Here is a 15,096-nt window from a genome sequence, read left to right on the forward strand (position 1 = left end):
CTCATATCAGGAACTTGTTCGCACCTTCCTTAGTTGATTTGGTGAAACGAAGGGTCTACTATGATTATAAATATATGCTTTACCATATGCATTGATTCTGTTCTTTAAGCAACACAATTTCAAGGCCTCGTTAAATTTAATGAAAATCATAGCATTACAACTGTTCAAAAATCTCTCCGATGAAACCCGCCTGGGCATCGTGCTGCTGCTCAGGGAGATGGGAGAGCTGTGCGTGTGCGATCTTTGCACGGCGTTGGAGCAGTCGCAGCCCAAGATCTCCCGTCATCTTGCAATGCTCCGGGAAAGTGGTCTATTGCTGGACCGTAAACAGGGTAAGTGGGTTCACTACCGCTTATCCCCGCATATTCCTTCCTGGGCCGCTCAGGTGATTGAGCAGGCCTGGTTAAGCCAACAGGACGACGTACAGGCCATCGCCCGTAAGCTGGCATCGGCAAACTGCTCTGGTAGCGGTAAGGCTGTTTGCATCTAAAAAATTTGCCTGGACATATATGCTTTTACGAATGTGAGGTATTTAGAATGAAGACGTTAACGGTGTTTGACCCGGCAATGTGCTGCAGTACCGGCGTATGTGGCTCAGATGTCGATCAGATTCTGGTTGATTTTTCTGCTGATGTGCAGTGGCTGAAAGGACGTGGCGTACAGGTTGAACGTTACAACCTAGCGCAGCAGCCCATGAGCTTTGTTCAGAATGAGAAAGCGAAAGCATTTCTCGAAGCATCTGGAGCAGAAGGGCTTCCGCTACTGCTGTTGGACGGTGAAACTGTGATGGCAGGGCGATACCCAAAACGTGCTGAGCTGGCTCGCTGGTTCGGTATTCCGCTGGAGAAGGTAGGGTTAGCTCCCACCAGCTGCTGTGGTGGTAATACTTCCTGTTGCTGAATATGTCAGGAGGACATATGAAATTCTTACAGAATATCCCGCCTTACCTGTTTTTTACTGGCAAGGGAGGCGTAGGAAAAACTTCTATTTCCTGCGCGACGGCTATCCGCCTTGCCGAACAGGGTAAGCAGGTTTTGCTGGTCAGTACCGATCCTGCCTCGAATGTCGGCCAGGTATTCGACCAAGCTATCGGTAACAACATTCGCCCTGTGACAGCAGTTCCTGGGCTTTCTGCTCTGGAGATTGACCCGCAGGAAGCCGCCCAGCAATACCGCGCCAGAATTGTTGATCCTATCAAAGGTCTTCTGCCAGATGACGTTGTTAACAGTATCAGCGAGCAGCTTTCAGGAGCCTGTACCACTGAGATTGCGGCGTTTGACGAGTTCACCGGCTTATTGACAGACGCTACCCTGCTGACCCGCTTCGATCACATCATTTTTGATACAGCGCCGACGGGCCACACGATTCGCCTTCTCCAGCTTCCCGGTGCCTGGAGTAGCTTCATTGAAAGTAATCCAGATGGTGCTTCCTGTCTTGGCCCAATGGCCGGGCTGGAAAAGCAGCGTGAGCAGTATGCTCATGCAGTAGAGGCGTTATCCGATCCTGAACGTACCCGCATGGTTCTGGTTGCACGACTGCAAAAATCGACGCTGCAGGAAGTCGCCCGCACCCATGAAGAACTGGCTGCAATTGGCCTGAAAAACCAATACCTGGTGATTAATGGTGTGCTGCCTAAAGCCGAAGCTGAACATGACGCCCTGGCCGCTGCGATATGGCAACGTGAGCAGGAGGCACTGGCAAATCTTCCTGCCGGTTTATCTGAGCTACCGACAGATACCCTATTACTACAGCCAGTCAATATGGTTGGTGTGTCCGCATTGAAGGGACTGCTGGATATCCATTCTGAGGCGTTACCGCTCCCGGCAACGAACGTTCTGTACATGCCTGAAAACTTATCGCTCTCTGGCCTGGTCGAGGATATCGCTCGCAGTGAACACGGCCTGATTATGCTGATGGGCAAAGGTGGCGTAGGGAAAACCACGATGGCTGCGGCTATAGCCGTCAGGCTGGCAGACATGGGATTTGACGTGCATCTCACGACCTCTGATCCTGCTGCGCATCTGAGTACAACGCTGAACGGCAGCCTCAAAAACCTGCAGGTCAGCCGCATCAACCCTCACGATGAAACCGAACGCTATCGTCAGCATGTCCTTGAGACGAAGGGAAGAGATCTGGACGAAGCAGGGAAACGGCTACTGGAAGAGGATTTACGCTCTCCCTGTACTGAAGAAATTGCCGTGTTTCAGGCCTTTTCCAGGGTGATTCGTGAAGCGGGTAAACGGTTTGTTGTCATGGATACTGCCCCTACGGGGCACACGCTTTTACTGCTGGATGCGACCGGGGCTTACCACCGAGAGATTGCCAAAAAAATGGGGAGTAAAGGTCATTTTACTACCCCAATGATGCAGCTTCAGGACCCGGAACGCACCAAAGTTCTGCTGGTTACGCTTCCTGAAACCACACCGGTGCTGGAAGCGGCAAACCTGCAGGCTGACCTCGAGAGAGCGGGGATTCATCCGTGGGGCTGGATTATCAATAACAGCCTTTCCATTGCGGATACGCGTTCTCCGTTGCTTTGCCAGCGTGCTCATCAGGAACGGCCTCAGATTGAGGCTGTTAAGAATCAGCACGCTGACCGTATAGCGCTTGTTCCGGTGCTGGCGTCAGAGCCCGCCGGTATTGAAAAGCTCAGAGAGTTGATGAGTTAATTTTTGGCATATACAGGGCGACAAAGTCGCCCTGTCAGGAGGTTTTATGTTACTGGCAGGCGCTATTTTTGTCCTGACCATTGTTTTGGTTATCTGGCAACCGAAGGGATTAGGGATCGGCTGGAGTGCAATGCTGGGCGCGGGACTGGCTCTGATATCTGGCGTTGTGAATGTGGGAGATATTCCAGTGGTGTGGAATATCGTCTGGAACGCGACGGCGACCTTTATTGCCGTAATTATTATCAGCCTGCTGCTTGATGAGTCCGGTTTTTTCGAATGGGCAGCGCTGCACGTTTCCCGCTGGGGTAACGGTCGTGGACGTTTGCTCTTTACGTATATTGTTCTGCTCGGTGCGGCGGTGGCGGCACTGTTCGCCAACGATGGTGCGGCACTTATTCTAACGCCGATAGTCATCGCCATGCTGCTGGCACTAGGGTTCAGCAAAGGCACCACGCTGGCATTCGTCATGGCTGCGGGTTTTATTGCCGATACGGCCAGCCTGCCGCTTATCGTGTCGAACCTGGTGAATATCGTCTCGGCGGACTTCTTTGGACTGGGCTTCACTGAGTATGCGTCGGTAATGGTGCCGGTGGATATTGCCGCTATTATCGCCACGCTGGTGATGCTGCATCTGTTCTTTCGCAAAGACATTCCGCCAACGTATGACCTGGCTCTGCTGAAAGAACCGGCGAAAGCGATAAAAGATCTGGCAACCTTCAGAACCGGCTGGATAGTCTTAATTCTTCTGCTGGTTGGGTTCTTTGTCCTTGAGCCGCTCGGTATTCCCGTTAGCGCGATTGCGGCTGTTGGAGCTGTGATCCTGTTTGCAGTAGCTAAACGAGGCCATGCTATTAACACTGGCAAAGTGCTGCGCGGTGCGCCATGGCAGATCGTCATCTTCTCATTGGGGATGTACCTGGTGGTCTACGGTCTGCGCAACGCCGGGCTAACCGAATACCTTTCAGGTGTGCTGAACGTACTGGCGGATAAAGGACTCTGGGCTGCGACGCTGGGTACTGGCTTCCTGACGGCTTTCCTGTCTTCCATCATGAACAACATGCCTACTGTGCTGGTTGGCGCTCTTTCTATCGATGGAAGCACTGCAACTGGCGTTATTAAAGAGGCGATGATCTACGCCAACGTGATTGGCTGCGATCTGGGCCCGAAAATTACACCTATTGGTAGCCTGGCAACGCTGCTCTGGCTGCATGTCCTTTCACAGAAGAATATGACCATCACCTGGGGATACTATTTCCGCACCGGGATCGTCATGACTCTGCCTGTGCTGTTTGTAACGCTGGCCGCGCTGGCGCTACGTCTCTCTTTCACTTTGTAATGAGATACTGATATGAGCAACATCACCATTTATCACAACCCGGCCTGCGGCACGTCGCGTAATACGCTGGAGATGATCCGCAACAGCGGTAATGAACCGACCGTTATTCATTACCTTGAAAATCCACCGTCACGCGATGAACTGGTCAAACTTATCGCAGATATGGGGATTACAGTACGGGCGCTGCTGCGTAAAAATGTCGAGCCTTATGAAGAACTGGGGCTTGCCGAAGATAAGTTTACTGACGATCAGTTAATCGATTTTATGCTTCAGCATCCGATCCTGATTAACCGCCCGATTGTGGTGACACCGTTGGGAACGCGCCTTTGCCGCCCTTCCGAAGTGGTACTGGATATTCTTCCGGATGCGCAAAAAGGTGCATTTGCTAAGGAAGACGGCGAGAAAGTTGTTGATGAAACAGGTAAGCGATTGAAATAAACATAAAGGGGGCAGACGCCCCCTTATTCCTGCCTCAAGGCATAAGATCTGAACCTTCTGGCAGAGTACTATTCCCTTCACCAAGTTTCATTTGCAGCAAAACCGTGTCAAGCCAGCGGCCATGTTTGAAACCAATGTCCTTTAATGTGCCTATTTCAGTAAATCCTGCGCGGATATGCAGCGCAACAGAAGCAACGTTAGCGCTGTCACCCACAACAGCAATCATCTGACGATATCCCTGAGATTCGGCCCATTTTAATGCATGATCGAGCAGTGCTTTTCCGACGCCCTGGCGCTGATAAGCCGGATCAATATATATCGAATTTTCAACCGTGAACCGATAAGCATGGCGTTCGCGGTAACGGGAAATATAACAGTAGCCAATGATCGTATCGCCCTGCAGGGCGACATACCATGGGAATCCCCGAGACTGAATGCTCCTCAGTCGGTTAAGCATTTCCTGCATATCCGGAGGTTCGGTTTCGAAGCTACCTGTACCATGCAGAACATGGTGAGCATAGATAGTGCGTATCGCGGTAATGTGCTGTTCTTCAGCTTTGATAATGTGCATCGAATTGCTCCAGTAGTGGTGTTTTACAAACTACCGGAATTCGCGACAGCAGGTTAAGCACTTAAACTTATAATCTGTATAAGCAAAAGTTTGGCTACAGAAGATGGGGCCGCAGCCCCATCTATTAGCCTGCCATTTTTGCCAGCAGAGCCGCACCCACTGGTTCTTCGTTCTGCAGTGGTGTTAATGCAATACGCTTTGCAAACTGCTCTGTAACGTCATTTATCAGCGGCAGTTCGCGACTGGCTCGGGTTACCAGGAACGGTGAGGACGGTTTCGCAGCAGCCAGACTGCTATTGATTACCCATGCCCATGGTTCAATTTCAGCCCGACGCAAATCCTGCTGCAGGTTTGCTGCTTCCAGTACAGGTGTCGTTTCGGCAAGCGTCACGATAATCACCTTCGTCTTCTCCGGGTCCTGCAATTGCATCATTGGTGTCATCACATGGTCATGTGTTTGCCCCATCTGGCGCACCATTTCCCGGTGATAGGCCCCTGTTGCATCCAGTAGCAGAAGCGTATGACCCGTTGGCGCGGTGTCCATAATGACAAAATGATCGTCTGCCTCTTTGATGATCCGCGAGAATGCCTGGAAGACGGCGATCTCTTCAGTACATGGTGAGCGGAGATCTTCCTCCAGCACCGCCAGCCCTTCTGCATCTAACCCTTTCCCCTGATTTTCCAGAACAAAGCGACGATAGCGTTCAGTCTCTACTTTCGGGTCAATACGGCTGACCTGAAGGTTTGGTATCGAGCCATCCAGCGTATAAGACAGATGTGCTGCCGGATCTGACGTCGTCAGATGGACTTTATGGCCGCGTTTTGCCAGAGATACCGCCACCGATGCTGCAACAGCCGTTTTGCCGACCCCGCCTTTACCCATCGTCATTACCAGACCTTTACCTGTCAGGCTGAGTTCATCCACCAGCGAGGCAAGTTTCGGTAAATCCAGAGTGTTCAGCGTGGTAGTTGGGAGAGACATCGAGGCTTCGCTCTCTGTAAATAACCCACGCAGGGCTTCGAGACCGACCAGATTAAATGGCTTCAGATACAGCTGCGAGCGGGGAAGGTTCGCCAGATTCTCTGGCATAGCAAGTAGCGCTTTTTCCTCCCGAGCTAAAATACTTTGCGCCAGCGGATCATTTTCACCCACAAATGGCGGCAACACACCATTAATGGCAAGGTGTTGATGCCGCAAACCGATAGCAGACAGCTCATCATGAGTATGGGAAACCTCTTTCAGTGTCGAAGTCTGGGCGCGGGCAACCAGAACCAGACGCGTGAGTGCAGCATCAGAGAGCGCCTTAACCGCATCTGAGTACTGGTGCTGTTGTTTCTCCAGCCCCACCAGCGGCCCGAGGTTAGCGGCGGCATCGGGGTTCGCTTCCAGATAACCGCTCCAGGCTCCCGGCAGCTCAAGCATGCGGATGGTGTGACCGGTTGGCGCGGTATCAAATACGATATGGTCATATTTTTCCCGCAGCTCATGATTGGTCAGTAGACCGGTAAACTCATCAAACGCAGCGATTTCCGTGGTGCATGAGCCAGAGAGCTGTTCTTCAATACTGCTGACCACATCGGCTGGCATCAGCCCGCGAACCGGGTCGAGTACGCGGTCACGATAAGCCTGTGCTGCAGCCATCGGATCAACTTCCATCGCGGCAAGATTTTCTACGGTGCTGATATCTGTGATTCGGTGGCCGATAGTCTGGCTAAAGACCTGGCCGACATTGGAAGCCGGATCGGTACTCACCAGAAGCGTTCTCTTACCCTGATCGGCCAGCCATACCGCAGTAGCACAGGCCAGAGATGTTTTACCCACGCCACCTTTGCCAGTGAAGAAGATGAACGGGGGAATGTCTTTTAAAAATGGAATATTCATCAGTAATAGCTCCTCTGGAATTAAGGCATACGTGGAATGCTGCAGCAGCGTGGTTGCGTGTTGTCTTCACTCCAGTCCTGAGTAAGCGGAATACCTGACCAACGGGCGATATCTTCACGCGTCGGGAGTTTGCCTGCCATCACGAGCTTCCCATCGAGCAAGGTGACGGGGAGGGACTCCATTCCTGATGTGTTCAGGAACTCTTTGATGACGGGGGTATTCAGGAACTGCTGTGGGTTCTTCGCAAGGCTGTAGCGCTGAATATCAACGCCATTCTTTTTCGCCCATTCGGCGTTGGCGTTCCATTTGACGGCATTGTCGCTGACCACAACGCTGCTGGTTGCGCAGCAGCCTGCTGCTTCAAAGATCTCAATTTTTGACATGGACTGTTTACCTCAGTGTTTAGTCATTTGGCTTTACACTGAGGTAAACGAAGGTGACGGGAAAAAGATGCGCGATTAATTCATTTTTTTGTGGCAGCAGACGGGAGACGTGTCATCCGCCTCAATCTGACAAAGTTCTGTCATCGTTTCTTTCAGGTGCTTTCTGGCCCGAAGCAAACGGGATTTAAACGCCGTAAGCGTGATTCCCAGTTCATCGGCCAGAGACTGCTGGGGACGCCGGTTAAGGTCGGACTCTTCAATCAACCATCGCTCATCTTCGGGTAAAGCCTGTAATGTTTCAGGCAGGCAAATATCCAGCGTTGAGATTGCATCAGGGGATGCGTCTGTTAATGGGGCATCTTCTTCCAGCTCAACAAACTCCCTGGTGGTGCGGTACTCATCAATCAGCAGATTCCTCGCCGCCCGATATAGCCAGGCTCGCGGATTCTCCATCTCGCAGAAACTGTCTGAATGAGCGCGGGCACGCAGGAATAGCTCTTGCAGAAGGTCTGCTGCTTTTTCGCTATCACCTGTCTTCGATGTCAGGAAGCGAGAGAGTTCGGCTTCATGTTGCCGCCATAACGCGCTCATGCAGTTGTTGAATGCCGTTACATCACTCATCCTAGCCCTCAGATTTTGCTCTGATTAACCCGCCGGGAAAGTTCTTCTGCAGACTCTTTACGTTCGCTGTAGCGATCGACGAGATAAGCTGAGCTACCTCTTGTCAGCAGAGTAAATTTCACCAGTTCTTCCATCACATCCACGATGCGGTCGTAATAAGACGATGGTTTCATTCGTCCATCTTCATCAAACTCCTGCCAGGCTTTTGCCACGGAGGACTGATTCGGGATGGTGATCATCCGCATCCAGCGGCCAAGAATGCGCATCTGATTTACGGCATTGAAAGACTGGGAGCCACCGCAGACCTGCATAACGGCCAGCGTCTTACCCTGAGAAGGGCGAACAGCGCCTTCCGAAAGTGGTATCCAGTCAATCTGGGCCTTCATGATGCCGGTCATCGCACCATGGCGTTCAGGTGAGCACCACACCATGCCTTCGGACCAACGAACCAGCTCACGCAGCTCCATGACTTTAGGATGCGAATCAGGCGCATCATCAGGAAGAGGCAAGCCAGAAGGATTGAAGATCCGCACCTCTGCGCCCATGGCAGTCAGCAGCCTTGCAGCTTCCTCAGTTGCCAGTCGGCTGTAGGAACGTTCGCGTACAGAGCCGTACAACATGAGGATACGTGGAGGATGGGGCACGGCAGGAACGCCGAATCTTGCCTCTGTGATTGAGGTGTCGAACAAACCCGAATCAACATTCTTAAGATCACCTGTCATTTTACTTCTCCGTCTTCTGGGGCATGGTGAGGCAGTCGTCAGCTCCTGAGCAGCATTCTTCTGTCAGGAAGGCAATCAGAGCCTCAAGATTTTCATATCGAGCATGGCAAAAGAGCGTTCTGCCCTGACGTTCCTGGCGTACCAGAGAAACTGATATCAGCGATGAGAGATGATGGCTCAGCGTAGAGGCAGGTATGTCGAGCCGCTTCTGCAGTTCGCCAACCGGTAAACCTTCATGTCCGGCTTTAACCAGCTCTCTGTACACGCTCAGTCGCGTAGGATGTCCCAGCTCTTTCAGAGTGTCTGCTGCTTTTGAAAGCTCCATTTGCATCTCATTTCTATATTTCCGGAATTGTAGAAATATACCTAATTTCCTTTCCTGGTAAAAGAGAGGCAATGGTAGATGTCGGCACGCTCAGATTTAACCTACGAACTCTAACGACCGAAACTGTCTCTTAAACTTCTAACACATAAATCAAGTCGCGACATTTCGGACAAACCTTGTCCCCATGCCAGTGAGTATCGCACCAGCAGCATCGCTATTGCCGTATCGTCGTGTTAGTAGGTCGAAGGCGCATTTCTGAAGGCGGGATAGTTTTTGGCGAGGTTTGTTCTGGTACTGTTTGGAGCTTGTTAAATCGACATGTTTTAAGCCGAGCAACATTGTTGATATGCCTCGGTATGTGCACAAACGTTTTTGTAGATGTCAGAGGATTAAACTGAACACCGATCTGCAGTTTGCAGTAAATACAAAGCAATGAATCAAAATCAACCTGTTGAACAGATTCTGGTGTAACCCATTCACCATCTACGGTGACGGCGTGAGTGGCTAAGACGAAGTAATTCATCATGAACTCCGTAACAAATGAAAAAAGCCAGCATGGTTAGCTGGCTTTGTAGATAGAAGGGGGGAAGGAAGCATTACCGACTGTTACAACAGGTTAGGTTTACCGGCATATTTATGCTCTCTTCCTTTTTTTCAATGAACGTACTTCTCCGCGACCAAAGGTTCTGGCATTACCCGGAAGAACCAGACGTGCACAGGCATCGATTTTGGTGATGTAACTTAGCGCCTTAAGTAACCCCTTGTCCTTACTACTGTCACCGCGTTTCAGTTTGCCGAGGCAGCAGTCCTCATAACGCTCTTTGTAAGCGTTGCAGTTGTAGAACATGCCTTTACCTTTAGTAATAGTTTCATTCCAGTATCTCCCGAAAGCATGAGCAATCACGCCATCCTGTTGTGCCTTATTACCATTTAAGATAAATAGCATGTGGTAATGAAATTTACGTTGTGGGCCATATTCCAGTTTCCATACCGTCCCGAGGACATGGCGAAACATTGGATTCTTTTGCATATTGCGAAACAGCTGCTGACGGTGCTTACGGGCATCATCAGCAGTGATATCAGCTTTGTGTTCATTTGCCCATGATAAATCAACCCGCAAGACCAGCAGCCGGGAATGACGCTCCTGCAGATGTCTGATGTAATTCATCACTCCCTTAAGATTTTTAACCGAAGCCCTCTGGTACTTTCTGCATGCTTTTTTAAATCCTGCCTGGCTCACAGTAAACCGGTAATCCTGTATCAGCTTATTCAGCATTTCTGCTGTGGTAACAGTGTCTGCCCCTGCTATTTTCCCGTTATGGACACGCGAATATAAATTGGCGCCAGTAAATAGACGCTGGAAGGTAGCTATACGTGGATTAGCTATTCGTAATTTCATTGCATCTTGTGGCAACATATTAAGATAACGGATGGCATCAAGAATGGTGACTGACTCAGCGCTCTCTTTGTATCCTGAACGGTTATACAGAATAGCGAAAGGTAACTTACGTCCTCTGCTGATAGTTTTAAGACAACTATCCAGTTGTTCTAATCTGAGTCTGAATTCATTGTCATCGGATATGGTGACATAGGGAGTATTATTCTCAATGTGATATTCAGCATGAGATAACAGGAATGATTCTGGTAAGGCCATAATGTATTTCTCTGAGACCGGTCAGCCATTGCTGACCGGCAATGTATTAGTGTGGTTATTGGATGAGTGTCTTTGTCTAATATTCAGTATGAATAGTTATATCAGAGGTAGTGTCTGTGTGATAACAAAGTAGAAGTGTATAACACCTCAATGAGATGGGTATAAAGTGCTTATATGGGGTGATATTGTTTGATGATTGAGTGCATTAATGACCGATTGATAATGCATTAAATACAATAATAAATAAACCGTCTTTATAAATCACATAAAACCCATGAGCAACAAGGCACGCAAGTATAAAAGCATGGTGTAAAGTTAGTGACCTTTTTATCACTATCTTTAATTGTCTTTATGCTCTCGAGTCATTAATGCGGGCTTCTAACCATTCTTTTACTTCACGTTCAATCCAGCGGGAACTGCGGCCAAACTTTATAGGTTTTGGAAATTTCCCTTGCTGTGCCATTTTATAAAACCACTTATCAGACAGACTGGTCAGCTCGGTAATGAAAACCATATCAACGAACCGGTCTTTATAAATATCAATCTCTTTCATGACTTCTCCAAAAGAATTTAACATGAGGACGCCGGGCGGCATCCTTTCAAATGGATAGGTCAGGTATGTATGGTTTTACATTTCTATGGAGAGTCTCCATAGTGGTTGAAGAGTCATTACTGAAAGCATACAGGGACAGGTTATGGCCTTTCACTATGGCGATAAGGAAACTCTCCTTACATCCCTGTCTAAAAAAAGCTACTTTCTATGTAATTTGTCACTAGTGCTGGACGTTTCATCAAAAAAAACACTACAAAAAAACTACGAAAAATCTACTTATTGACTATGCAATACACTACAATTATTATCAGTATAAAAATAATGGATATGCTGTAAATTGAGTCCGGCATTCAAAGAGGTAAAAGATGACTTTAAGCAAAGGAAAGAATGAGAATTACAGGCTAAAAATAAAAACAAAAAGAGAACTATCCGTTTTTTATTGGTTTGTAATGGAAAATAAACCTATGGTCGATCGCTACCGTTCCTCACCTCTAAAAAACATGAAAAGAATAAATTCAATTTACCGAATGAATATACGGGATGCCTCTTTACTATTATCTGAAATTATCAGTGACTATTATTCAGGTGTCCTTGATGCTATACTTCATTATGAAAGAAAAATAGAAATTTTTCTTGACTCACTTCTTCCAGAATCAGAGTTTGAATGGTTCAGGAAAAATGAGCATGCTTGTTATTTTGTTTGGTTAAGTATTAAAAAATACTATCCTCAGCTATCTTCTGAAATGCTCAATATTCAACAGGAGGTTGCACCACAAAAATTTAGCAATGTGCATTCTCTGGTTGACCTATCAGGTCTTGATAATTTTAGCCAAAAGAATCAGCATGCAATTGCATCGGAACCTTTTCTTTCAGAAATAAACTCGCTGCATGTACATCCCGCATCCCACAAAGAACGTTATAACTCTATCCTGTATTTCATGGATCTAGTTCCATCATACTTCATTGATAAATTATCATTTATAAAAAACATAAGGTCTCAATGGGATGTTAAGTTTAAAGCAAAACGTAAGTTAAATATCCCCGTGGAAAATACAGGTCTATGCCAGTGGGCCTGGGACTATATGAAAAATAAACCATCCATGAGGAAGCGCGTTTACAGTCAAGGCACAGAAGCGCCAGAGGGGGGAATTAAATTATCTGTTGAAGATTATTCACTCTCAATATGTTCTGCTGACGACAAATATGGCATCTGCAATAAGAATATGTCAGAAAGTACGGCACAGGAGGATTACAATAAATCACCTAACAATGACGCCGATAATGACAAGAGTTCAAAGCATGAAAGTGGCATAAAAAAGGTGAGTTATAAAACCATAGACCTTTTTCCGGAAAATGGCAGTTCTCTATCCAGTATTAATAGAATTGGCTGGCATGATGCATTTGAGATCATTCAGCCATCGACACCAAGAGAAACATATTTAGCTATCCATGCAGTCTGGATTTTCTATGTTGGAGGAACCTTCTTGGAACCAGAACTTTATAACCAGTTTAAGCGTGCCAGGGATACATACCTTACCCGTAAAAGAAAAAAAATAAAAATAATCAGAAATAAATTACAGGAGCTGAATTAGTCTGTGGGCAACTGGTGAGCTTATAACTTAGTATAAATTACCCCATAAAAGTGCCTTGAAAGTATTCCAGATCATTTCACATCTATATTACCCACATGAAGCCGTGCCAGTATGTATTACTGGCGCGGCTTCTTCACATTGATCTATTGCACCGATCGATACTCAAGCAGTGATAGTTGCTGACTATTAATAGCGAGAAATCGATCGTTTTATCAATAGAATATAACGATCGATTCCTGGAAACTGATCTGTAGTAACGATTATCCCATTCTCTCTCAAATGCATAGGATCAGGTGGCCTTTTGTACAGCAAAGGGCCATTTTTCGTTTGTAAAACAACAGTAAGGAATCTCTATGTTCAAGGTCACTTCTGCACTCTTTCTCAGTGCAACTTTGTTCACCACCGCTGCGCACGCGACCATTCAGGAACAGCAGTGGGGTAACTGGTTTGGTAATACCAGCGGAATGGAATTTGGTATTAATGCCGACAATGATGTTGGTGAGCACATTACCTTCACTTGCATCGGAGGCCACTTGGGCATCACCTACAGCGTCCCAGCAAAGAACTATTCAATTTCTTCTGGGGCAGGTCTGAAAAAGCCAGGGTTGATCATCAACTCAACCCACTATCAATTAGGCGAAGCTGCATTTATGGCGCTCAAAAACACCAGTGATGAAGGAGTGCTGGAAGTCACTGAAGCCAAAAAACCATTGTCCAAACCGTTCAAAACTGTAGGTCTTCAGGAAGCGCTGAAAGAGGTAACCTGGCAGGACTGCATCAGCCGTTAAGCACCTTCTTCGCCTATTTCTCAAAACAGCACAGTTTGCTGTTTTAACCACTCGTTGCTGGAGTTCAGATACGTCCAGCAGAGCCAACGACAAACGTCCTCAGGGTGTCATCATGACAGAGTTTATTTCACGCTTATTTGTTATCTCAGTGCTTTCATTTCCGGCCCTAAGTTTTGCCATCACCATTCCCGGTAATATTCACCCAGAGCGATACACGTTCTTTCTAACAGATAGAGGCGGTGAAATGCTTCGCGAAATGAACGATGCGGCAGTCAGCGTAAAACTCAACAACAAAGTTGGTTTTAGCGCTGAGGCACAGAGCAAGGCTGCTGCTGCGAACATATCTCCTTTGCTGTACGCAGCATCACCCCTTGAACAGAACTTTATCCGCTACGACAGTAAACCGGTTAAGGCTCTGACTTGTCTCGTAACGACCCGCACTATGCCGGGTCAGAATAAAAATTACACATGGGAGGAAACCTACTGCCTTGATGAAACCGGTGCTGCTTACATCGGCACAAAAGGCTGGCCGTCACGTGCTATCGTCGAAAAGAGTTGCGAGGTGGGTGTCCCCAGTTGTCCTGTATATCTTGGTCTGAACAATGATCCACCGACCATGCGGAATGATGCTGCGCAATATATTCCTTACAACAGCAAACGCGTAAGTAGGAATAAAGAAAGTAACTCTGAGCCAAAACCAGCAGCTGGAGAAATGGTCGCAGAGCAGGACGGTTATGTGGTGAATTATGTAAAAGGTAGCAGTTGTGCTGACAACAAACTGGTTGTTAAAAACACAAGCTCCGGGAAAACCGCCGAAATTGCAGGATTAAATGGTTGCTCTTTTGACCCGAAGAAAAATGCAGTAATTATCTTCCCTCAAAATGAATACGTCGGCGTTTACAGCGGCCCCACAAACGCTTCTGAGGAAATAGCCTCAGTCGATCTCCCCTAATTACTCTTCTAGTCCGGTATAAGCTTCCTGCGATACCGGACGCCTTTTGGATCAACCTATGAAAACTAAAAAATCCCCGGACGATACAACGCCAGATGCAGAATCATTTGGGTTGACCTGGCCCGTTGTTTTCAGCGTCGCAGGCCTCACTCTGCTGAGAAGTAAGTCGGTCGTATGCCAGACAATGGGAGCCAGCCTGATGACCTACAGCCTGATAAGACTCATAAAAAAACTCGCCACGCTTACCTGAAAAGTCCCAATCAGGCAACACGGTTTGTGTTCTAACACCTGTACCAGACGTACTATCACCTTCCGAAGCTCGCCTGGAAGCTAACTCTCGACAAAAGCTGAATCGTTCCTTTATCAAAGGGCTGGCTGCAATAGCAGAGGACAGAATCAATGATGATGCCTTTGTTTTATCGGTGTGCAGCAAAGCGTATGAACGCTTACCTCTGAACATAAGGCGAGTCGTTAAATACGAGTGGTGTCTTCGATACTTCCAGTACAGTAAACCCTTTATTCTGCAGCGATTACAACATCACCAGGCCGAAAAGCTAATACCACCGGCATTACCTGACAGAGAACTCTCGCCACAGCAGAGCCAGCCACC

At 47.8% G+C, this 15,096-nt stretch carries 16 protein-coding genes; 8 read left to right on the forward strand and 8 right to left on the reverse strand.

Annotation, left to right across the window (positions count from 1 at the left end; translation table 11 throughout):
- Nucleotides 1-139 precede the first annotated feature (139 nt).
- The 5 genes from arsR to arsC are packed head-to-tail and all read left to right on the forward strand — an operon-like array spanning nt 140 to nt 4,443.
- Nucleotides 140-490, forward strand: coding sequence for an As(III)-sensing metalloregulatory transcriptional repressor ArsR (gene arsR / locus ACOTXR_RS15545; RefSeq protein ID WP_039272869.1), 351 nt, complete (start codon nt 140-142; stop codon nt 488-490).
- Between the two features lie 47 nt (nt 491-537).
- Nucleotides 538-900 (forward strand): arsenite efflux transporter metallochaperone ArsD, encoded by a 363-nt coding sequence (gene arsD / locus ACOTXR_RS15550; protein ID WP_057696013.1) that lies wholly within the window; start codon nt 538-540, stop codon nt 898-900.
- 17 nt (nt 901-917) lie between these two features.
- Nucleotides 918-2,669: an arsenite efflux transporter ATPase subunit ArsA gene (gene arsA / locus ACOTXR_RS15555; protein WP_057696014.1), complete on the forward strand. Its 1,752-nt coding sequence runs from the start codon at nt 918-920 to the stop codon at nt 2,667-2,669.
- Between the two features lie 46 nt (nt 2,670-2,715).
- Nucleotides 2,716-4,005, forward strand: coding sequence for an arsenite efflux transporter membrane subunit ArsB (gene arsB / locus ACOTXR_RS15560; RefSeq protein WP_063448273.1), 1,290 nt, complete (start codon nt 2,716-2,718; stop codon nt 4,003-4,005).
- A gap of 12 nt (nt 4,006-4,017) precedes the next feature.
- Nucleotides 4,018-4,443, forward strand: a complete 426-nt coding sequence (arsC, locus tag ACOTXR_RS15565) for a glutaredoxin-dependent arsenate reductase (RefSeq protein ID WP_017880248.1) — start codon at nt 4,018-4,020, stop codon at nt 4,441-4,443.
- A 34-nt stretch (nt 4,444-4,477) separates the two neighbouring features.
- Here the strand turns inward: arsC and ACOTXR_RS15570 are convergent, their stop codons facing one another.
- The 8 genes from ACOTXR_RS15570 to ACOTXR_RS15605 form a co-directional block, all read right to left on the reverse strand.
- Nucleotides 4,478-5,014 (reverse strand): GNAT family N-acetyltransferase, encoded by a 537-nt coding sequence (locus ACOTXR_RS15570; RefSeq protein ID WP_063448274.1) that lies wholly within the window; start codon nt 5,012-5,014, stop codon nt 4,478-4,480.
- Between the two features lie 124 nt (nt 5,015-5,138).
- A complete protein-coding gene (arsA, locus tag ACOTXR_RS15575; RefSeq protein ID WP_063448275.1) occupies nt 5,139-6,896 on the reverse strand; it encodes an arsenical pump-driving ATPase in 1,758 nt (585 codons plus the stop codon).
- Nucleotides 6,897-6,916: 20 nt separating this feature from the next.
- On the reverse strand, nt 6,917-7,279 hold the full coding sequence (locus tag ACOTXR_RS15580; RefSeq protein ID WP_063448276.1) for an arsenic metallochaperone ArsD family protein: 363 nt from the start codon (nt 7,277-7,279) through the stop codon (nt 6,917-6,919).
- A gap of 75 nt (nt 7,280-7,354) precedes the next feature.
- Nucleotides 7,355-7,900: a sigma-70 family RNA polymerase sigma factor gene (locus ACOTXR_RS15585; protein WP_054627861.1), complete on the reverse strand. Its 546-nt coding sequence runs from the start codon at nt 7,898-7,900 to the stop codon at nt 7,355-7,357.
- Between the two features lie 8 nt (nt 7,901-7,908).
- Nucleotides 7,909-8,622 (reverse strand): arsenical resistance protein ArsH, encoded by a 714-nt coding sequence (gene arsH, locus ACOTXR_RS15590; protein WP_023305188.1) that lies wholly within the window; start codon nt 8,620-8,622, stop codon nt 7,909-7,911.
- A 1-nt stretch (nt 8,623) separates the two neighbouring features.
- Nucleotides 8,624-8,947, reverse strand: a complete 324-nt coding sequence (locus ACOTXR_RS15595; RefSeq protein WP_044599782.1) for an ArsR/SmtB family transcription factor — start codon at nt 8,945-8,947, stop codon at nt 8,624-8,626.
- 634 nt (nt 8,948-9,581) lie between these two features.
- The gene (locus ACOTXR_RS15600) at nt 9,582-10,601 is read right to left on the reverse strand and encodes a YagK/YfjJ domain-containing protein (protein WP_063448277.1); all 1,020 of its coding nucleotides are present in this window, start codon (nt 10,599-10,601) and stop codon (nt 9,582-9,584) included.
- 349 nt (nt 10,602-10,950) lie between these two features.
- On the reverse strand, nt 10,951-11,154 hold the full coding sequence (locus tag ACOTXR_RS15605; protein WP_063448364.1) for a helix-turn-helix transcriptional regulator: 204 nt from the start codon (nt 11,152-11,154) through the stop codon (nt 10,951-10,953).
- Between the two features lie 365 nt (nt 11,155-11,519).
- On the opposite strand from ACOTXR_RS15605, the gene ACOTXR_RS15610 reads away from it, so the two are divergent.
- From ACOTXR_RS15610 to ACOTXR_RS15620, 3 genes are all read left to right on the forward strand, one after another.
- Nucleotides 11,520-12,746 carry a hypothetical protein gene (locus ACOTXR_RS15610; RefSeq protein ID WP_063448363.1) on the forward strand — a complete coding sequence of 409 codons (1,227 nt, stop codon included), beginning with the start codon at nt 11,520-11,522 and terminating at the stop codon, nt 12,744-12,746.
- A 353-nt stretch (nt 12,747-13,099) separates the two neighbouring features.
- Nucleotides 13,100-13,534: a hypothetical protein gene (locus ACOTXR_RS15615; protein WP_063448362.1), complete on the forward strand. Its 435-nt coding sequence runs from the start codon at nt 13,100-13,102 to the stop codon at nt 13,532-13,534.
- Nucleotides 13,535-13,646: 112 nt separating this feature from the next.
- On the forward strand, nt 13,647-14,486 hold the full coding sequence (locus ACOTXR_RS15620) for a hypothetical protein (protein WP_063448361.1): 840 nt from the start codon (nt 13,647-13,649) through the stop codon (nt 14,484-14,486).
- Nucleotides 14,487-15,096: the final 610 nt, after the last annotated feature.

The sequence above is a fragment of the Enterobacter cloacae complex sp. IR53030 genome, from assembly GCF_049238365.1.
Classification (GTDB): Bacteria; Pseudomonadota; Gammaproteobacteria; order Enterobacterales; family Enterobacteriaceae; genus Enterobacter; species Enterobacter kobei.